We start from the raw sequence: 19,281 nt of genomic DNA, 5'->3' as shown, positions 1-19,281 counted from the left end.
AACCAAAATTGGGACGTATTCTCCGCTTATAAAGCCAGTTTAGGCTTTGTTTGGGCTTAAAATTTGTTTAAGTCCCGATAAAAAACTTTCCAGCTTGCCATCACTTGTGTGACGATATAAAAAACTTAAATCCCCAAAAGTTGCTCGCTGAAATTGGTTCGCCCGAAGTTCATGTTGTTGTAGGCGGGCCGCCGTGTCAAGGCTTCTCAGTTGCAGGAAAACGCGACCCCAACGACCCTCGAAATCGCTTATTTAGAGAGTTTGTCCGCGTGGTCTCTGAAATACGTCCTTGGTATGTTGTCATGGAAAATGTACCCGGAATATTGACTATAAAAAAAGGAGCTGTTAAGCAAGCCATTTGCGATGCTTTTCAGGAAATTGGCTATCCCCATATGTCCGTTGCTGTTCTGGAATCAGCCGCCTATGGAGTCGCGCAAATCCGCCCGCGAGCTATTTTTATTGCCAATAGATTTGGGATGCAAAATCCCTATGCGAAGCCGCAATTGTTGCCCGAACAATACAAAGCGATTGAGTCAGCAATTGATGATTTACCAGAATATACTCGCATACCGGAAATTAACCACGAATGGACTCGTCATTCTGTTGAGTACATGGAAAGACTTGCTAAAGTTCCACCAGGCGGTTCTTTGTATGAAAGCTACGCCGATGCTTTCAAGCGACAGTATCCGGGAAAACCGAGTATGACTGTTAAAGAAAATCACGGCGGCACTCATATTCATCCTTATCTTAATCGCGTGATTTCAGCTCGCGAAATGGCAAGATTGCAAACTTTCCCGGATTCATTTATTTTTGAAGGTTCGATGAAAAAGGCAATGTGGCAAATTGGAAATGCCGTGCCGCCTCGTTTGGCGGAGTGTATCGGTTTTGCACTTATTCCATATTTGACTGATATGGCTTTGAACAAACCTAGCTTAGTTAATAAGTTCCTGTTCCAGAAATCTTAAATTAGAAAAAAACGTAAGCGCATCTCAGCTTGCTATTAATGATTTTGTCTGACTCAGAAGTTCATTAGCCTTCTCTTTCAACTTATCTACCTGTAATTTATCATTACCTACTGAAAATGATTCAAGCGCTTGCTTTAATTCTTTCAGTCTTTCTAAAGGTAAAGCTTGAGCTTTTAGTGATTGCTCCAAATCATTCCTATAATCACCTAGAATAGAGTCTAGATCATCAAAGTACCTTTTAATTTGTTGCTCCAATGATTGCTCAATCAATCGGTTAGATTGTTCTTGAATTTCTTCGACTTTATTGTCAAAAAAATTAACTATTTCACCCTTGAAAAGGATTAGGTTAACTGTATATCTTTCTTTATATACATGTTTGTCTACGTCCACACGTAACAACCAACCAAAAACGGTGCTAACTACACCATAAATTGTGCTCAGTATTGGATTGTTAGCTACCATTGCCACTAAGCCAGCAGCAAACTGCACAAACAAATTACCAAATGCTTCTTCTAACAATGCTGCCAGTAAATCAGATAACCCATATCCTCTGAATTCAAGATTAGGGGTATTCACTTCTATGTAAATATCAACTAGCTTGAGTATATCTGGCTTAAAAATAACATCAAAATCTCTTTTTAACCGTTCTTGAGCGCGTTCAATAATAGGCTTAGTTTCATTATATAGTAACTCGGATAATTTTTGAATCCTGCCTTCAGTCTTTTTATCCGTCTCTTTACAAGCGACATCCAATTGGCGTTCAATAATTTGCTTCGCCGAAGCTGCTATTTGCTCAGCGAATAGCTTGGCCTCTTGCTTACTATCAAATTCAAATTCATCCTTATCTCTATTAAAGAAGTTGGATATGTTGTCCGGCAAATTGGAAAATACTTTTATAGCCGAATCTAAAACATACTTTTTCAATAGTGTGTCAAGTTCGTTTTTTACGTCTTTTTTGAGGTTTTCTAGGTTGGCGTTTACGGTTTCCTTTATTTGCTTTTTTGTTTGGGCAACCTCTTTATCTAGATTCCGACGGCAATCAGCTAGACTAGAAAGCTCTTTTTTAAGATCCTCAATTGCTTGCTGGAGCTTTTCAGCATTACTGTTAATGTAAGTCAGGTCATTTTTTGCATTATTACATAAATCATCTAGATTAATAAGACAACGATTCAATGCAAACTCCATGCAGCGGGGGGCAACTTGTAGCAAAATTACATTAATTGCTTCTTCCAGAAAAGATGCAAACTTTGATGCTTCCCAAAGTTTTACCGCTATCTTTTGTAATTTATCTACAGTTGCCTCCTTCAGTTCATCTTCCCAATTAACAGGCCAGAATTCTCTAGCTAATGCTTCGGCAGCTTCAGGATCTTTAATATCTTGACTACTGAGAGATGATTGACGGAGAAAATCCTTAGCGCAGAATGCTTGCCTAGCCGAAACTTCAAATACGTGGTCTGTGTCGCCCAGTTTGAGGTTATTAGCAACAAATTGTTTTACCATTTCGGTATTTATGTCACCTGGACGACGCTGATCGATTTTATTAACTAAAACATATAAATTTTCTTGACTGCTTGTTCTGATAACTTTTTGAACTTCTGCTTTAATTTTTTCGGCTGCTTCAGCCCTCAATTCAGTAAAATTAAGAACAAGTAGCACAAGTTGGCTACGCTTAAGTTGCTTGGAAACTACAATTTCTAGTTTTTCGCTGACTCCGGCTTCACTTGGCCCAGGCGTATCAACGATTACAAGATTACCTAGCTTCTCTAGTTGTTGATTTTGCTGTGTTCTGAAAAAAGGAGTTTCGATAGATGGAATGTCATTGTCATTGAGCAACTGGAGAGGATCTTGATCTTGGGATACTGCCAAAATGTTGCAAAGACGGATAATATGATTCAACTCTGTCAGGATTTTGTTAATATTTTTACTGCCATAGATTTCTTCGGAAATTCCAAAATCTGTATCACTGTGGATTTCTTGGAGTAAACTTGCTAAATGCGGATATTCACCAGTATGTTTAAGAACTTCTTCCATCCCTTGCTGCTCAATTTTCAGCCTGATAGCATCCAATGCTTTCTTAAATGCTTCACAAATTCCAGGACTCAATTTTAGAATCGGCTCTGCTGCATTTTCTTTCAATACAATCTCTGTTGGCAGTGTGGTCATCGCTGTAGCAGAACTTGGCAGGAGTTCTTGACCAATAATGGCATTAATAATTTTGGATTTGCCAGCATTCATCGGTGCGGCAATAGCCATTCTGAGTTTTAGGTGTGTGACTGTACCAATCTCCTTTTCAATTTCCTGTTGATATATCTGGTACTTGTTTTCTGAGCTATCCTCAGACTTAAGTTCTTTGCTAGCGCGACCCATCAGAGTGCTAACTTCTTGTAACAGGGCAATCACCTGTCTTTGCAGGTCTTGGACATTGGGGTTGGAAGGAGAAGTCATAGGGTTTTTAGTTGGTGTTTATGGTGAATGGTAGCAGAAATTGTATAACAACTTTAAGCAATTTGTAGTCGTTTCCCCAACGTGTAAGCTTCTGGTAGATGTTTGCCATCTTCTTGATAAAGTTCAATCAATGTTTCTAACAATTCTTGTCCGTGTTTGGCCGCTTCCTCGTAAGTGTGTCCGTGAGTGCAAGGCTGCATGACATCGGTAAACTCAGGGCAACTGACAACAAAAAGTTGATCTTCTTCTGACCACTGGATGATGAGACTGTAAGGGCTATTCATTCTTCTATTTTCTTGAGCTTCTGCTTAATCTGATTGTCGAGCCTCAATTCTATTTATTGTTAATTCTTGCTCCAAGCGTTGAGCAAATATTTGGAATATTTTGACATCTTCCGATGAAATATTACACTCAATTTCCTCATTCTGAACTCGAATAACTTCTCCTCTACCGTCTTTAGCCGTAATTGTTAGAGTTGGCCCTTTCATCCAGAGTCGATATCTTTCCCCGTCATAACATCGACCACCTTCGGGTGCAGCTTCTCCAATCTTCCGTAAGGCTTGTTTCGCAGTTTCTGTTACAAAATCAAAGTATTCGTAGAAACGAGTTTTACTAGCAAATTCCTGTACCCTATTATTTTTTTCTAATTTTTCAATAATTTCGGCAACAGTACAAGGAGGGTTTTTTAGAGCCTCAGCCTGCTGCCGAATTACTTCAACGATTGACTCAGGGTTATTATCGAAAAGCTCACTTAGAAATACATCCGGGTGCTGTGCCTCAATGCCATAAGGTTCCAAAGCCTCTTTTGGGAAGTGTTTGAGGTTATCTGTAACGATGATTTGAGCATTTGCGACAATCGCAGCAGCTACAACATGACGATCTCCTGGATGGTTTGTCATTGCTTCCACCAAACTTGCAGGCACTTTGACAATTGCTTCAGGAAAGGAGTATTTAATCTGTTCCTGAAAATATTTTGCTTTGACATCTGTCATTATGCCTTTTTTTACAAGATTGCGGGTAGCACCATCTAGAATTTCTTGTGAAAAGTTAACGCTGTACAACTCAGCCTCGGCAGCACGCAGCAGCGTATCGCATAAAGGCATAGGGAAGATGACGCAGGAATCTAGAACAACAGAAGAAACATCCATCTTACTTAGCTAGATCGCACACCCCATCTTCGTAGAACCCCTCATCCTGAAGAAATTGGGTTAGTTCTTGCAGCCCTTGGCGACGCTTTACTTTCCGCTGTTCTTGATAATTTATTAAGTCTTGGAAAGTCACTCGTCGATGTGAACCAACTTTGATATGGGGAATTTCTCCTGTTTCTAGTAACTTGATTAGAAAGGGTCTAGATACCTTCAAAATCTCAGCAGCTTCTTGTGTTGTCAACTGGCAATTGTGAGGCATTATAGAAATGCGCTGACCTGATGCCATCATATGAACGATATGAGACAACATACGATAGACAGATTCAGGAATAAGAATCTCTTCTCCGTTGCTTCCCACTAATTTTGCTTGCGAAGGATCGAGGTTAAGAATCCGCTCTAATTCAGCTATTGATTCTTTTTCTTGTTCTTGAACCAAAACGGACTCAAGCGATGCTTTTTGGCTCAACATAATTAATCTCTTTTTTGATTTGATTTTTTTCTATCGAAAGCAGAAAGTCAATCTGTGTTAAAATCAGGGGTTTAAACCCCTGATTTTAACACAACCATTTTTTATTGCTCATTGCTCAGCAGACTGAGGCTGCGATCGCGGAAAACCTGTGCAGCCATTGCTCGAAGGCTATGTAAGTATTTGGCCGGCATATACTTGGTTGTTTCCTTCACGATAACACCTACAGTGCCATAAACGCAATATCCGAAACAAACGAAATATTCAAATTCCCAAAGGGGACAGTTCGATCGCCCGAAATTCCCCCTTCCGACTGAAGACGGATGCTTCGCAGATGTACAATAAGACGATCGCATTCCCCAACTCCCACCGTGATAGAGCGCTACACTTTGCCCGAAATGGGCAACATCTGGACTGAAACCGCCAAACTGAAAAGCTGGCTGCAAGTAGAAATCGCTGTCTGCGAAGCTCAAGCCGAACTCGGCTACATCCCCGCCGCCGCAGTCGAAGAAATCAAAGCTAAGGCTAATTTTGACCCGAAACGAGTCCTCGAAATAGAAGCCGAAGTCCGCCACGACATGATCGCCTTCTTGACAAATGTCAACGAATATGTAGGCGATGCCGGCCGCTACATTCACCTCGGCTTAACCAGTTCCGATGTGCTCGATACTGCTTTGGCGCTGCAATTAGTCGCCAGCGTCAATATCTTGTTAGAACGTGTCGAAGAATTGAGTCAAGCTATTCGCTATCAGGCTCAACAGCATCGCAATACCGTCATGGTTGGCCGATCGCACGGAATTCACGCCGAACCCATCACCTTTGGCTTTAAACTAGCAGGATGGCTGGCAGAAGTCTTTCGCAACCGCGACCGATTAGTGAATTTGCAATCGTCCATAGCAGTCGGCAAAATCTCCGGCGCAGTCGGAACCTATGCTAATATCGATCCGCGAATTGAAGCGATCGCCTGTCAAAACCTCGGACTCGAACCCGATACCGCATCGACTCAAGTCATTTCGCGCGATCGACACGCCGAATACGTCCAAACCTTAGCACTCTTAGCAGCATCGATCGAGCGTTTTGCAGTAGAAATCCGCAACCTGCAACGCACCGATGTTCTCGAAGTCGAAGAATTCTTTTCCAAAGGGCAAAAAGGCTCATCCGCCATGCCTCACAAACGCAACCCGATTCGATCGGAAAGACTCACAGGGATGGCGAGAATCGTCCGCGCCAACGCCGTCGCAGCCTTAGAAAATGTTGCGCTTTGGCACGAAAGAGACATCTCTCACAGTTCCGTAGAACGGATGATTTTGCCCGACAGTTCTACAGTAACTCACTTCATGTTAGTAGAAACCACAGACTTAGTAAAACACCTGCTAGTCTATCCCGAAAACATGAAACAAAACATGAACCTTTACGGCGGAGTCATCTTCAGCCAGCGGGTGATGTTAGCTTTAGTAGAAAAAGGCACGAGTCGCGAAGACGCATACAAAATTGTGCAATCTTGTGCTCACGAAGCTTGGAACAAACCGGGCGGCAATTTCTACAATTTAATTGCTAAGGACGATCGGGTAACAGCTAAGATGACCACCAAAGAGATTGATGATTGTTTCGATCCGCAGTATCAATTGAGGCACTTAGATTTAGTGTATCAGCGCTTGGGAATTTGAGGAGAATTAACAATTAAAAATGACTCAGAGAGAAAAGAGAGCGAGCGTTCTCGCGCTTGTTTCACAGTCCGCCGGGGGTTAAAACCCCCGTCTCATAGCTAAAGTCGGTTAAAACCGACTGAAAGACTCATAAAATAAAAGTTTTAGAGAAATATTTCAGTCCTCTTCAGAGGACTTTAGCTATGAGACAGGGGTTTCAACCCCTGTCGGTCTGGCGGGATGACAGACAACACGAAAAGCGCGAAAATTCCCCAAAATATCCAATGTAAAAACTCTATTAAATATCCACTTAACACAGCTATGAAATTAAACCGATTTACAAAATATTTAATTGTATTCGCTCTAATATTACTATCTACAACCACACTGAATTATACAACATCTATTAGCGCCCAGGAGCCGCCACAACTGCAAATTACCCAACCAGAACCAAACCCAGTAGTACCTGAAAGCATTTTCATGAGTCAACTTCCCCCTGGGGCGCGACTGGTTGACATCCGCACCGTAAATCCCAACATTCGCCTCGATATCCGGTACGCCACTACTAACAATTTCTTGAAACGGAAACTTTACCCTATATCGAAATGCGCCTTGAGAAGTTCTGTTGCTCAAAAGTTAGGGCTAGTTCAAACTGATTTGGAAAAAATCGGATTGGGTTTGAAAGTTTACGATTGCTACAGGCCTTTCTCTGTCACTAAGCAAATGTGGCAAGCTTGGCCAGATCCGCGCTATGTTGCTAATCCTGCTAGGGGTTCGCGGCACAATCGCGGTGCTGCTATTGATTTGACTTTAGTCGATCGCACCGGCAAAGAATTAGAAATGCCTACACCTTACGATGATTTTACCGAAAAAGCTCACGGAGATTATCAAGGCGGCAGCGCAGAATCTCGGAAAAATCGTCAAGTGCTTAAGGATGCGATGAAAAAACACGGATTTATGGGTATCACAACCGAATGGTGGCACTTTGATTCGGAGGATTGGCAGAAGTTTGCAATTCTTGATATATCCCTTGGGGCGATTCCTTAATTTTAGGACTTATGCACTCCGACAAAGAAACCGGGTTTTTTCGCGAATCTGTGCGCCACAACGCGTCTGCTCGTAAAAACCCGGTTTCTGACCACCCGTGCGTAATTATCATTCTATAAACCTGCATATTTATCGCAATTTTACCGAAAATTCGTATTCGTATCCCCGGAAATTCGAGTCTAATTGTAATGTGTAATTGCCTGTTACTGGCACTTTTCCCGTCCACTCTGTTTCATTGCCTTCATAAGGATTTCCTGCTAATAGTTGGCCACGAGGAGTTATAATTTGCGGAAAAACATCTTTCCGATTCCTAACAGTCATTGTTTGACCTTTTCGGGCGCGAATCCGGTAATAGTGAGTGCCGCCGCCGATAATTCGACCTTTAACAATTGCCTCATCTCCTCCCGGCCGAAAATTAATCTGCTGGTTGACGTTAGAACAACTGCTTTCGGTGCGGTTTTTGGCAATCCAACCGGGCGGATCTGTAATTCGCAGCCAACCGTTTTGTTCTTCGGCGACTGAAACAAAGGTATTATTTTTAAGTTTTCCTACTATTTGGCTGCCCCTTACTTGCGGGATCGATCGCACATTTAGCGGTGGATTCGGATCGCTGACTACAGCCATACTGATTTTGCAACCCGAATTTGGCGGTGTGACAACTACGGGCTCAACTTTTCGCGGAGGGACTCCTGCAACTAGCGAGGATTGAAGTGCTGGGGTTTTGGCAGGTTGGGCTGCGGATTTCGGAGATTCCGCAGGCTGGGTTTTTGCTTGCAGAGATTCGGGATTGTTCGCTGGCCCTGCAATCTGGTTTCGGGTGGATGCGGGCGATTCTGCAAGGGGAAGATCGGATTGTTTCATCGCACCCGACTGTATAGTTGCAACGGCCACTCCCACCGCTGTTGCCACTCCTGCTAAGCTTACTGTGATGATTTGACGCTTCGTAAATGACATAAAAAATCCTCTCTGTATCTATACTAATAATTTTTGTTTGGGAGTTGGGGCGATCGCCAGTTAATTTATAGTGGAAATACCTAGTGCCGACCACAGGGTCATTCGATTTTAGATTTTAGATTTTGGATTTTGGATTGACTTGCGCGAGATAAATTCGGGGGCTGGAGGATTTTCGATTTTCGATTTGGGATTGATTCCACGGATAAATCACGTGGCGGGTACCAGCTTTGAAATTCGCTTGTCAGAATTTTTAGATAAAATTTCAGATCCATAATTGCCGCAATAATTTGAGTCAATATATACTGGACGCCTATACTGATGGTAATCTTGCTCTGGGGTATTTGCGCGCAAATTTGCGAAAGTAAGCGTTCAGCGCGAGGTACATAAAATGTCAAAATTGATTCCTCTGAGATTACAACCGCCTCGCGATAGATTGTTGGAGGAGGTGAAGCAGGAAGTCCAAGCAGGCCTCGCGCAATCTTTGCACGCTGCTGTGCTGGCTAACCTCAGCCAAGATTCGCCGCCAACGGGTGTTAACCGCTGTTGGGATGTGGAAGTGAAAGCGGGGAACCGTCCGAGTTTTCGGCTTCCTCCCAAAGCCAGCATTGCCAAAGTGTTCGATCGCACCGGTGGCAAATTGGTAATTTTGGGAGCCACGGGTGCAGGCAAAACTACAACGCTGCTAGAATTAGCTCGCGTGTTAATTTCCCGCGCCCAAAAAGATGCTAGTTTGCCAGTACCAGTGCTGTTTGAACTCGGATCGTGGAAAGCAGAATCCGGGGCGATCGCCGATTGGTTAATTGCTCAACTTCAGTTCAAATACGGCATCTCTCCTGCTGTAGGCAAAAAATGGCTTGCCGAACAACAATTGCTGCCTCTTCTCGACGGCTTGGACGAAGTGGAAACCCACCGCCAAAATATCTGCATTCAAGCAATCAATCACTTTGTTGAAAGCGAATTTAAACCCAAACATTTAGTAGCTTGCAGCAGTTTTGAAGCTTACAAAAACTGCGAAAGTCGATTTCGCCTGCAAGCAGCGGTTTTATTGAAACCTTTAACAGAAACTAAAATCCAAAATTATCTGCTAGAAGCCAGAAGTCGAGAACTTTGGTACAGCATTGAGCATGAGCCGGAGTTGTTGAAATTGGCAAAAGTTCCCTTGCTTTTGAGCATGATGGCTTTGGCTTACGACGATATTTTAATTGAAGCTTGGAAGCGCATAACTTCGGCCGAAGAACAGCGCAAATATCTCTTAACTGCCTATATTCGCCACCAAATCACCGGGCAAGTCAAGCAGTATCCCAGAGGTAAGGAACTGCGGCCCGAACAAATTCGCTACTGGCTGGGATGGCTGGCGAGAAGGATGGAAGAGCAAGGAATTCAAGAATTTTACCTCGATCGCATACCGTCTAGCTGGCTGCAAACAGCCGATGAACGGCGCAAGTATCAGTTTGGAGTTAAGCTGCTTGGCGGGCTGATTTGGGTGATTTTAGGATTAATTGCCAGCTTAGTCTCCGGGTCGATTTGGGGATTGATTGCGGGTGCTGTTGCTGCGGTAATTAGTGCTTTGTTGCCGGGAATTCCGGGGATTGAAAGTTTTATATTGCGCCTGGTTCTGTGGTCTAACGGCTACATTCCTTGGGATTACAGGCGTTTTCTCGATGCTGCGGGCGATCGCTTGTTGCTGCAAAAAACGGGCGATCGGCGCTATCGATTTATTCACGATTTGTTGCAAAAACATTTTTCGGAAATTAGTCATTAGTCATTAGTTATTCGTTAGTTGTTATATGGAGTTGGCAAATGAATGAGCAATTAAGTAAGCCTCGCTCAAAACAACCCAATATCCAGAACCCCTACTTCTAGAGGAAGTCTGGGATCTAAGAGAAGGTTAGTGGTATTTTTGCCATCTGAAATAGCTGTTTAGCAGTAAATTCTAATCCATCAAAAAGTGGATCTGTTAATAGGGTATCTCCCATATAAGTCTGCGGTGCTGCATCGGGGTAAAAAACTGTAATGCTTCTAGCCTTACTATCTACTACCCAAACCCGCAATACCTTAGCATCTAAATAATCTCTCGCTTTAGCAGCTAACTGACCGAAAGTTTGTTCGGGTGAAATAATTTCTATGACTAATTCTGGGGCTACAGGACAGGCTTCATCTTGATTCCAGTCAGGAGATAAGCGTTGGTAAGAAACATATAAAAGATCGGGTACAGGCACCCAGTCTCGCCCCAGTCTGGTTAATTTTACCGCCCATTCTACACCAATTTCTCCCCGTTCCTCACCCCACTGTTCGAGGATTTTTAGTAGGCTTCGGGTGAGGCGAGAATGAAATTTGTTAGGTGACATTTTCGGTACTGCTTGCTCGTCAATAAGTTCGTAGGTAATATCGCCTTCTCCTTCGGGAAGAGTGAGAAACTCTTCCAGAGTTAGTTGAGTTTTTGTCTGGAGCATAATATTCCTCTGCTGTGGGCAGGCAAGTTAGTATTATTTTAACTTAAACATTCATTGACATAATACAAATGTTATGATAAAGATTGGCCAAATCTCAGATTTTAACTGCCGAATTTGCGATCGACTCCTAGATCGACACCCCCAAAAGGTTAATATTCTAGTCTGACCCTCCTGCAATCATTGCTTCACCTCCTATGGCAGAAACCTTACTTTTCAACGCCCTCCGCGAGGCGTTAGACGAAGAAATGGCCCGCGACTCCGCCGTATTCGTACTCGGCGAAGACGTAGGCCAATACGGCGGTTCCTACAAAGTCACCAAAGACCTCTACAACAAATACGGCGAACTTAGAGTGCTCGACACCCCGATCGCCGAAAATAGCTTTACGGGTATGGCAGTAGGCGCAGCAATGACGGGATTGCGGCCGGTCATCGAAGGCATGAACATGGGCTTTTTGCTGCTGGCCTTCAACCAAATTTCCAACAACGCCGGAATGCTGCGCTACACATCGGGCGGCAACTTCAAAATGCCAATGGTAATTCGTGGGCCCGGGGGCGTGGGCCGGCAACTCGGCGCCGAACACTCCCAGCGGTTAGAAGCATATTTCCAAGCAGTACCGGGTTTGAAAATAGTCGCCTGTTCGACTCCCTACAACGCCAAAGGACTCTTAAAATCAGCCATCCGCGACGATAACCCCGTTCTGTTTTTCGAGCACGTTCTTCTTTACAACCTCAAAGAAAATTTGCCAGAAACAGAATATTTAGTGCCGCTGGACAAAGCAGAAATTGTGCGATCGGGCAAAGATGTGACAATCGTGACTTATTCCCGGATGCGGCACCACGTCATGCAAGCCGTGCCCGCCCTGGTAAAAGAAGGTTACGATCCAGAAGTGATCGACCTAATTTCTCTCAAACCCCTGGACATGGAGACCATCGGCGCATCCATTCGCAAAACTCACAAAGTAATTATTGTAGAGGAGTGCATGAAAACAGGAGGCATCGGTGCCGAACTAATTGCCTCAATCAGCGATCGATTTTTTGACGAACTCGACGCACCAGTTTTGCGCCTGTCTTCACAAGATATTCCCACACCTTACAACGGCAATTTGGAAAGACTGACAATTGTCCAGCCCAATCAAATTGTCGAAGCCGTCCAAAAAATGGTAGCTTTGCGAGTATAAATAGTCATCAGTCATTAGCCATTAGTCATTAGTTATCACTCTTTTGTTGTTCGCTAAAACTAACGATATCCAGCAGGACATTGATGCTAAAAAACGGATGCACCGATTGATTATTTCTTGCACCTAACTACTGACTAATGACCAATGACTAATGACTAATGACTAATGACTAATAATTAAATATGCAAAAACAACGTTCCCTATTAGCCCTAATTTTTGTTCTAATCATCGCCGCCATTACTGTAATAGTAACAATTCCGACGCGGCTGGGATTAGACTTGCAAGGAGGGTCGCAACTCACAATTCAAGTAAAAACTACCCCCACAATTCCCAAAATTGACCAGGGAATGTTAGAAGCAGTGCGGCGGATTGTCGAAAACCGGGTCAACGGTTTGGGTGTTTCCGAAGCATTAGTCCAAACAGTAGGAGAAGACCAAATTCTCGTGCAGTTGCCAGGAGTAAATGACCCGCAGCAAGCAGAACGAGTTTTGGGCGGTACGGCCAAGCTAGAATTTCTGGAACAACTGCCCGGAACAGAAGCACAATTGGGCATTGAAAGGCAGTTGCAGCAGGAATTGCTGGTCAAACAAGCAGAACTGAAAATTAGCCCGAATGAGGCAGCTATTAAAGAAAATCAGGCTGCTTTGACAAGAAGCAATGAGGCGATCGCCAAACTCTTCAAAAGCAGCGGCCTCGGCGGCGAAAACCTCAAAGACGCTCAACCTCAACCCTTGGCTTCTGGGAACAACTGGAACGTTGCTCTTGTTTTCGATACCAAAGGAGGCGAACTATTTGCCCAACTCACTAAAAATTTAGCAGGCACCGGACGCAGTATCGGTATTTTCCTAGACGATAGAATGATCAGTTCTCCAGTCGTCGGCGTTGAATTTGCCCAAACAGGAATTACTGGTGGAAGTGCCGTAATTCAAGGCAACTTTACAACCCAAGAAGCCAACGATTTGGCAGTGCAACTGCGGGGCGGCGCTTTGCCGGTACCAGTCGAAATTGTAGAAAACCGTACTGTCGGCGCTACCTTGGGTAGAGACAGCATTCAAAGCAGTATTAACGCAGGTATCGGCGGCTTGATTTTAGTCTTGATTTTCATGGTTGCCTACTATCGACTCCCTGGCGTAATTGCCAATATTGCGCTGTTAATTTATGCTCTGTTAACTTGGGCAGCTTTCGTGCTTTTGGGAGTGACATTAACGCTGCCGGGAATTGCTGGTTTTGTGCTCAGCATCGGGATGGCTGTGGATGCTAACGTGCTGATTTTTGAGCGCACCCGCGAAGAGTTGCGGGCGGGGAAATCGCTTTATCGATCGGTCGAATCGGGTTTTTACCGCGCTTTTTCCAGCATTTTAGACGGCAACGTCACAACAGTTATTGCTTGTGTTGCTTTGTTCTGGTTGGGCGCTGGTTTAGTTAAAGGGTTTGCTGTAACTCTGGCATTGGGCGTATTAGTGAGTATGTTTACTGCGCTCACTTGCAGCCGCACTCTGCTGTTCGTAGTATTGAGCTTTCCAGCCCTGCGGAAACCTCAGTTGTTCTGTCCCGATTTGTCGAAAACTGCTAATAGTTAACTGTTGACTGTTGACTGTTGACTTCTTCCTTCCTTCTTACATCCGTTACATTCGTTAAGGTGAGGCGCATCTACATTTGACAATCAAATTCGAGCAAATTCTTGTGGGGTGGGCGTCCCGCCCGCCCAAAAATACAATTTAGATGCGTAACAGCTTACACAATCCGTTGCCGAACTTCCCTCTTCCTTCAAATTATGAAATTCAGTGTAATCAAATATCGATCGCTCTGGTGGAGTATTTCCGCCGCTATAATCCTCGCAGGTATAGTGTCGATGGCGATTTCTTGGACTCGTCCCGACATCCGCGCACCACTGCGCCCCAGTTTAGATTTTATCGGTGGCACTCGGTTGCAATTTGAACTCGACTGCACAAAACCGGACAATTGTAAACCTATCGATCTTGCTGCTGTCCGCCAAGTCCTGGACACCCAAGGTTTGGCAGGTAGCAGCATTCAAGTTATCGGCCAAGAACAGCAGGGTTTGTCGCTGCGAACAAAAACTTTGGATGTCGAACAGCGAACTAATTTGCAAACAGCTTTGAGCGAAAAGATAGGCGCTTTTGCTCCTCAATCTACTCAAATTGATACGGTTGGGCCTACCCTCGGCAAACAGTTGTTTACTTCGGGTTTGCTGGCTTTGTTGGTTTCTTTTGCTGGAATTACTGCTTATCTGACATTCCGATTTCAGTTGGATTATGCCTTTTTTGCTTTTGTGGCTGTGCTTCACGACGTGTTGGTCACGCTTGGTGTTTTCTCGTTTTTGGGTTTAGTTCAAGGACTGGAAGTTGATAGTTTATTTGTGGTCGCGCTCTTGACACTTATCGGTTTTTCTGTTAACGATACTGTGGTAATTTACGATCGCGTGCGCGAAGTAATCAAGCTAAATCCGGGTCGGTCGATCGATCAAATTGTCGATGATGCTGTCATGCAGACGCTGGGAAGGTCAATTAACACAACGTTTACCACGCTGCTGACATTGTTTTCAATCTTTTTGTTTGGTGGCGAAACCCTCAAATACTTTGCTTTAGCTTTGATTGTCGGTTTTATTGCTGGTTCGTATTCCAGTATTTTCGTTGCCAGTACGCTGCTAGCTTGGTGGCGCAGTCGCACCGGTCACTCCATCCCCGTCCCCGCAGAAGGAATCAACCAGTCCGAGGAAGTTTAATTGACTGTTAACAGTTAACTGTTGACGGTTAACTGTTGACGGTTAACTGTTGACTGACTAATAATAAATCATCAAATAACCAATAACCAATGACAAATGACAAATGACAAATAACAAATGACTACTGACCAAACTTTTGAAATTGAAGTCCAAAGGCTTCACAAACTAACAGTTTACGGCCGCTGGTTAACGGTGATATTGCTGTGGATTAGCGTCGGTTCTTTGAGCATTTGGGGTTTGCGCCGCGAAATCGGTTTGTGGTTAGAACACTTCACTTGGGCGGCGGTGCGCTATGGTTTATCTTTTCATCGCTGGCCCACTCTCGGTTTAGGTTTGTGCTTGGGGATGACTTTGGGAGTGCTAACTTGGCAAAGTCGCAATATGGTGCGAGGGTTGCCCCTGCGGGAAAAACAGGGTTTGGAACAACAAGTTCGCCGCATTCGCCAACAGGGGCCGAGTCATCCTTTGTGGAAGTGGGTTTGCAAAGGTTCGCGGTAGCCGACGGGCTTTATTCTTTAGTCCTAGACGCACTCCAACCTAAGAAACCGGGTTTTTTACCGAATCTGCGCGCTGCAAGCAAATATGAGGGTGAAAAACCCGGTTTCTGACCACCTTTGAGTAGATGCTAATTATTTTAAATCCGTTAAATCCCGTACATTGCTCGTTGCCGAACTTCCTTCTGTTGTATCACGCAAAGCGAGGCAAAATCTGTGCGAGGGAAGACTGTTGAAGCGGAATTTCGATCGCAAATTCGGCTCCTTTTCCCGGTTCCGAAAAGCACTTCAATGCGCCGCCATGTTGGTTGACAACAATTTCATAGCTAATCGACAGTCCCAAACCCGTTCCTTGGCCGACCGGCTTAGTAGTAAAGAAAGGGTCAAACAACCGCTTCCGAACATCTTCTGTCATCCCCGGGCCGTTGTCAGAAATTTTAATTATTACCTTTTTTTTATCAATTAACTCGGTGCGAATCAGAATCGTAGGAATCAGGCGGGTAGACTTAGAAACTGATGATTGAGTCTTTGTACTAGACTGATTTTTTTCGCCTAATTGCGACTTATTTGCGTTTTTTTTATCGACATTTTCGTATGTATTAGACTCAACCAGAGCGTAAACTGCATTAAGTAAAATATTCATAAATACCTGATTGAGTTGTCCGGGATAGCACTGCACCAGTGGCAAGTCGCTGTATTCTTTGTGAATTTCGATCGCCTCCTGCCCCGGTTTTCCTTTAAGCTGGCTTTGCAAAAGCATAATCGTATTGTTGATACCGTCGTGAATGTTGACTTGCTTCATTTCAGCTTCGTCTAATCTGCAAAAATTCCGCAGCGACAAAACGATGTCGCGCACTCTTTCTGCACCTTGCTGCATAGAATTTAAGACTCTGGGCAAGTCTTCTAGCAAATAATCTAGTTCTATTTTTTCCGCTTCCGCTGCAATTTCCGGTATGAATGCGGGACACTGCTGCCTGTAGATTTCGAGCATCTGCATTAAAGCTTGCGTGTACTCTTTAGCGTGGTGCAAATTGCTGTAGATAAAGCCGATGGGATTGTTGATTTCGTGAGCTACTCCTGCTACTAACTGCCCCAAAGAAGACATTTTTTCTGTTTGAATTAGTTGAGTTTGAGTGCGCTGAAGTTCCAGCAGGGCAAGTTCGAGCTGTTGGGCTTGATGTCTCAATTGTGCTTGCGACTCGCGCATCGCCACGGTTGATAACTCGTGAATTTGCAACTGAGAAAGCAGCAGTTGGTGTACGTCTAAAAGTTTGTAAGTTTCCGGTTCTACTTGTACTACAATTGGTTCGTGGATTAGTTCGGGCGATCGCTCCAAAGACTGCCGCACTGCTGTCATAATTGAGGTGTCGCGATCGAGAACCAACATATCAGTTTTAGTAAAGCGGTAGAGTATGAACAAAGGCTGTTGAGAAAATAACTCCAAGCTGTAGGGGCGGCTCATGTGTTCAAAATAACGCCGCCGCGAAATCATCCCTATAAACTTTCCTTGCTGAGTGATGATGATGCCCGGAACTAAAGGGTTTGCTTGAAAAATTTTAGCAACTTCGTCTCCCGGACACTCAGATTCTAGGAGAAAGTCGTACAGGGTTAATTCCTGTAGAGTCGATCGCAAACCAAGCGACGATTTTAGGGGACTCAACCCGTCAGTTTCATACACTGCTCCCTCCTTTGGTAATTGGCAGTTGTGGTTTGCTGCTGGAGTATTGCCTACTATTTAGAAGGCTTTTTCAACTCTTTTTATAGCTTAGTCATCAACTTTCCTCTGCTCCCTCGAATCCAGTTAATTCAGCAGGATTTTTTTCCTTAAATCGTGCTGGTGTCACCAGAAATGATATTGCAGGTTAGATTGATTTAACAGCAGACACCCCTTTGAAACCTGACTATGTATTGAATTTTATATATCCAAGATTTTACTAATCCGAATATAACAGTCATAACTATTTTTAATGTTTGATGACATTAAATTGGTTCAGATGGATAGACATCTGCGACCTGTGGCAGTACATTTCGTATTGCCCCTTGCGTAAAATTATATTACAATAAGACAAGAATAGCGACAAATCAGCAGCCGATCGCCCGATTTGAAAATTCAGGCAAAACAGGTTTCCGGCAATTGCCAAGAAATGTCAATTGTCAGTTTTTTTGCACAAATGCCGATCGCACTCAACCCGAAGATTGTATTGTAGGTAGTCTCAGAGCCAAGGACAGCCGATGGCGAGCAATTTGTCAAGTTCGGCAGCTTATACTTTAGCCGCATCGAGACTCCAAAGCTTCACCAACGAAATTTTTCCCGGCAGATGCTAAAGTTGTGCGATCGCAGCTAAAACTCACATTCGACACATCCGCTTGATGTGCCTTAAAATTTTCCAGAAAAGTACCATCGGGTTCCCAACTTGAGATTCAAACTTTGTCGCTGGCAAATCGGACACGGAGAATCAAGAGGAAGCAGAAGCAAATAATTCTATTTTACCTTTCCGTTTCCCCAAATTCAACTTCAATGTGAACAAGTTGGTTTAGTTGCGGTAATATTTCGATCATTATTACTTCTCCTCCCCCTTGATTTTAGGCAATTCTCATTAGAAACTCTAAGATGTTGATTTGAGGAACCTCGGGGGGTCGGGTTTGATGTGGCGATCGCACTGAGCTAAATTGAAATAACATTTGAGGAAAGTAAGCGACGGTTTTCATGTGCGGTTTCCCGAACGAGAGGTGGTAATTGTATACACGGCGGGACGATCGTACTTTCAGTACAATGTCAGTATTTCAACCTGTACACCTGTTGAGCCTGAGTCTCTGAGAGTGTGGAAGTCGCTCTCATCCTTTCGTTGTCTGGATTGGACGCTTTTCAAGGATTAGGCGGTGCGAGGGCCAGAAGCAGACAGTTAACCAAACGGCACAAGTGAAGTCGGCTGCTAACGCCCACTGAGGAAGGATTTTAGGCTCTCACCGTCAAAGATCAATAGAGAAAAGCACCATAGCACCCGCAGCAATATCACCCAAAAGAATGATTGATAGAAAAAAAGTGGCGTGTTATATTTCAATATAATTCTATACAAAAATACTTTTACCTAAAAGGAGAACAAAAAATGGACACACCTACAGATCGCGAACAAGAACCTGTCGGGACAAGAGAACTCGAATCAATACCTGTATCTGAAAAAGTTTCGGCCCAAAAAGTTGCTGAGGTTAATTTTGAAACGACTCCTCTAGAAACTCCTGCTTATACTCAGGAAAAAGTTAGCGTCGAGGAGGTAAAAATTAACGGCGACGATTTGGTTGCTAAAGTTAAAGAACTGATTCACGAAGGAAATATCCGCCGCATCATTATCAAAAATGAAGAGGGACGGATCTTAGTAGAAGTTCCTTTGACAGTGGGAGTAGTCGGCGGAGTCATCGGTGCGGCGTTGTTTCCAGTCATTGCAGCAGTAGGAGCGATAGGTGCATTAGTAGCTCACATGACCATCATCATTGAAAGAACAGAATAAAAAAATTCGTAAGGATTCAGGTCAAAAAAACTTCGGTGACAAAAGTTGGTAAAATAAACCAATGAAAAAGCCCGCAGCAACCAGAAAGCAGAAAAAAACCGAAATATAGCAGTTGAGCCAAGCTTAACTTGTAGAAATGGTACTGGGGCTGCAAAAAATCATTGAATAATTGCAAGAAAAACTAGGGATTGCTACGGGCAAAAATCCAACCACCAGTCAGACTTGCTTCACTACGT

General features: G+C 43.9%; 16 protein-coding genes and 1 pseudogene. 9 read left to right on the top strand and 8 right to left on the bottom strand.

Annotated elements, in window-relative coordinates; translation table 11 throughout:
- Positions 1-80 precede the first annotated feature (80 nt).
- Positions 81-965: pseudogene (locus QUB51_RS16875) on the top strand (DNA cytosine methyltransferase); the annotation flags it as partial.
- A gap of 24 nt (positions 966-989) precedes the next feature.
- Here QUB51_RS16875 and QUB51_RS16870 read toward each other — a convergent pair.
- From QUB51_RS16870 to QUB51_RS16855, 4 genes are read right to left on the bottom strand one after another with little or no spacing between them, the layout of a single operon-like run.
- The gene (locus QUB51_RS16870; protein WP_333261970.1) at positions 990-3,410 is read right to left on the bottom strand and encodes a dynamin family protein; all 2,421 of its coding nucleotides are present in this window, start codon (positions 3,408-3,410) and stop codon (positions 990-992) included.
- A 53-nt stretch (positions 3,411-3,463) separates the two neighbouring features.
- The gene (locus QUB51_RS16865) at positions 3,464-3,694 is read right to left on the bottom strand and encodes a type II toxin-antitoxin system HicB family antitoxin (RefSeq protein ID WP_333261973.1); all 231 of its coding nucleotides are present in this window, start codon (positions 3,692-3,694) and stop codon (positions 3,464-3,466) included.
- A gap of 24 nt (positions 3,695-3,718) precedes the next feature.
- Complete coding sequence (locus QUB51_RS16860; RefSeq protein ID WP_333261976.1) at positions 3,719-4,558, bottom strand: PIN domain-containing protein; 840 nt, start codon at positions 4,556-4,558, stop codon at positions 3,719-3,721.
- Position 4,559: 1 nt separating this feature from the next.
- On the bottom strand, positions 4,560-5,027 hold the full coding sequence (locus tag QUB51_RS16855; protein ID WP_333261979.1) for a helix-turn-helix domain-containing protein: 468 nt from the start codon (positions 5,025-5,027) through the stop codon (positions 4,560-4,562).
- A gap of 368 nt (positions 5,028-5,395) precedes the next feature.
- On the opposite strand from QUB51_RS16855, the gene purB reads away from it, so the two are divergent.
- Together purB and QUB51_RS16845 are read left to right on the top strand one after the other, a co-directional pair.
- Positions 5,396-6,691 carry an adenylosuccinate lyase gene (gene purB, locus QUB51_RS16850; RefSeq protein WP_333054557.1) on the top strand — a complete coding sequence of 432 codons (1,296 nt, stop codon included), beginning with the start codon at positions 5,396-5,398 and terminating at the stop codon, positions 6,689-6,691.
- Positions 6,692-6,991: 300 nt separating this feature from the next.
- The gene (locus QUB51_RS16845; protein ID WP_333261982.1) at positions 6,992-7,717 is read left to right on the top strand and encodes a M15 family metallopeptidase; all 726 of its coding nucleotides are present in this window, start codon (positions 6,992-6,994) and stop codon (positions 7,715-7,717) included.
- Positions 7,718-7,846: 129 nt separating this feature from the next.
- Here the strand turns inward: QUB51_RS16845 and QUB51_RS16840 are convergent, their stop codons facing one another.
- A complete protein-coding gene (locus QUB51_RS16840; RefSeq protein WP_333210204.1) occupies positions 7,847-8,671 on the bottom strand; it encodes an SH3 domain-containing protein in 825 nt (274 codons plus the stop codon).
- A 388-nt stretch (positions 8,672-9,059) separates the two neighbouring features.
- Here QUB51_RS16840 and QUB51_RS16835 point away from each other — a divergent pair, with 388 nt between their 5' ends.
- Complete coding sequence (locus QUB51_RS16835; RefSeq protein WP_333261985.1) at positions 9,060-10,433, top strand: NACHT domain-containing protein; 1,374 nt, start codon at positions 9,060-9,062, stop codon at positions 10,431-10,433.
- 115 nt (positions 10,434-10,548) lie between these two features.
- Here QUB51_RS16835 and QUB51_RS16830 read toward each other — a convergent pair whose 3' ends face one another.
- Positions 10,549-11,124 carry a Uma2 family endonuclease gene (locus tag QUB51_RS16830; protein ID WP_333261988.1) on the bottom strand — a complete coding sequence of 192 codons (576 nt, stop codon included), beginning with the start codon at positions 11,122-11,124 and terminating at the stop codon, positions 10,549-10,551.
- Between the two features lie 194 nt (positions 11,125-11,318).
- On the opposite strand from QUB51_RS16830, the gene QUB51_RS16825 reads away from it, so the two are divergent.
- The 4 genes from QUB51_RS16825 to QUB51_RS16810 all read left to right on the top strand — a co-directional run bounded on the left by QUB51_RS16825 (position 11,319) and on the right by QUB51_RS16810 (position 15,543).
- On the top strand, positions 11,319-12,302 hold the full coding sequence (locus QUB51_RS16825) for an alpha-ketoacid dehydrogenase subunit beta (RefSeq protein ID WP_333109434.1): 984 nt from the start codon (positions 11,319-11,321) through the stop codon (positions 12,300-12,302).
- 182 nt (positions 12,303-12,484) lie between these two features.
- On the top strand, positions 12,485-13,882 hold the full coding sequence (secD, locus tag QUB51_RS16820) for a protein translocase subunit SecD (protein WP_333054497.1): 1,398 nt from the start codon (positions 12,485-12,487) through the stop codon (positions 13,880-13,882).
- Between the two features lie 194 nt (positions 13,883-14,076).
- Positions 14,077-15,045: a protein translocase subunit SecF gene (secF, locus tag QUB51_RS16815; protein WP_333054498.1), complete on the top strand. Its 969-nt coding sequence runs from the start codon at positions 14,077-14,079 to the stop codon at positions 15,043-15,045.
- Positions 15,046-15,162: 117 nt separating this feature from the next.
- The gene (locus tag QUB51_RS16810) at positions 15,163-15,543 is read left to right on the top strand and encodes a hypothetical protein (RefSeq protein WP_333054499.1); all 381 of its coding nucleotides are present in this window, start codon (positions 15,163-15,165) and stop codon (positions 15,541-15,543) included.
- Positions 15,544-15,732: 189 nt separating this feature from the next.
- On the opposite strand, the gene QUB51_RS16805 is transcribed toward QUB51_RS16810, so the two are convergent.
- Both QUB51_RS16805 and QUB51_RS16800 read right to left on the bottom strand, forming a co-directional pair.
- Entirely contained in the window at positions 15,733-17,217 is a 1,485-nt protein-coding gene (locus QUB51_RS16805; RefSeq protein ID WP_333054500.1) for an ATP-binding protein, read from the bottom strand.
- A 432-nt stretch (positions 17,218-17,649) separates the two neighbouring features.
- Positions 17,650-17,817, bottom strand: coding sequence for a hypothetical protein (locus QUB51_RS16800; protein ID WP_333054501.1), 168 nt, complete (start codon positions 17,815-17,817; stop codon positions 17,650-17,652).
- A gap of 829 nt (positions 17,818-18,646) precedes the next feature.
- Here QUB51_RS16800 and QUB51_RS16795 point away from each other — a divergent pair.
- On the top strand, positions 18,647-19,045 hold the full coding sequence (locus tag QUB51_RS16795) for a DUF4342 domain-containing protein (protein ID WP_333261992.1): 399 nt from the start codon (positions 18,647-18,649) through the stop codon (positions 19,043-19,045).
- Positions 19,046-19,281: the final 236 nt, after the last annotated feature.

This window comes from Microcoleus sp. AT8-A3 (genome assembly GCF_036705675.1).
Classification (GTDB): domain Bacteria; phylum Cyanobacteriota; class Cyanobacteriia; order Cyanobacteriales; family Microcoleaceae; genus Microcoleus.
Note: the sequence above shows the minus strand (reverse complement) of the source record. Positions and strands in the feature narration are given on the sequence as shown.

Bases quoted from the DNA above. Each gene is read 5' to 3' on its own strand.
- QUB51_RS16870 (WP_333261970.1), bottom strand. From the start codon at position 3,410: ATGACTTCTCCTTCCAACCCCAATGTCCAAGACCTGCAAAGACAGGTG.
- QUB51_RS16845 (WP_333261982.1), top strand. From the start codon at position 6,992: ATGAAATTAAACCGATTTACAAAATATTTAATTGTATTCGCTCTAATA.
- QUB51_RS16865 (WP_333261973.1), bottom strand. From the start codon at position 3,694: ATGAATAGCCCTTACAGTCTCATCATCCAGTGGTCAGAAGAAGATCAA.
- QUB51_RS16800 (WP_333054501.1), bottom strand. From the start codon at position 17,817: ATGCGGCTAAAGTATAAGCTGCCGAACTTGACAAATTGCTCGCCATCG.
- QUB51_RS16840 (WP_333210204.1), bottom strand. From the start codon at position 8,671: ATGTCATTTACGAAGCGTCAAATCATCACAGTAAGCTTAGCAGGAGTG.
- secD (WP_333054497.1), top strand. From the start codon at position 12,485: ATGCAAAAACAACGTTCCCTATTAGCCCTAATTTTTGTTCTAATCATC.
- secF (WP_333054498.1), top strand. From the start codon at position 14,077: ATGAAATTCAGTGTAATCAAATATCGATCGCTCTGGTGGAGTATTTCC.
- QUB51_RS16830 (WP_333261988.1), bottom strand. From the start codon at position 11,124: ATGCTCCAGACAAAAACTCAACTAACTCTGGAAGAGTTTCTCACTCTT.
- QUB51_RS16825 (WP_333109434.1), top strand. From the start codon at position 11,319: ATGGCAGAAACCTTACTTTTCAACGCCCTCCGCGAGGCGTTAGACGAA.
- QUB51_RS16860 (WP_333261976.1), bottom strand. From the start codon at position 4,558: ATGGATGTTTCTTCTGTTGTTCTAGATTCCTGCGTCATCTTCCCTATG.
- QUB51_RS16795 (WP_333261992.1), top strand. From the start codon at position 18,647: ATGGACACACCTACAGATCGCGAACAAGAACCTGTCGGGACAAGAGAA.
- QUB51_RS16810 (WP_333054499.1), top strand. From the start codon at position 15,163: ATGACTACTGACCAAACTTTTGAAATTGAAGTCCAAAGGCTTCACAAA.
- QUB51_RS16835 (WP_333261985.1), top strand. From the start codon at position 9,060: ATGTCAAAATTGATTCCTCTGAGATTACAACCGCCTCGCGATAGATTG.
- QUB51_RS16855 (WP_333261979.1), bottom strand. From the start codon at position 5,027: ATGTTGAGCCAAAAAGCATCGCTTGAGTCCGTTTTGGTTCAAGAACAA.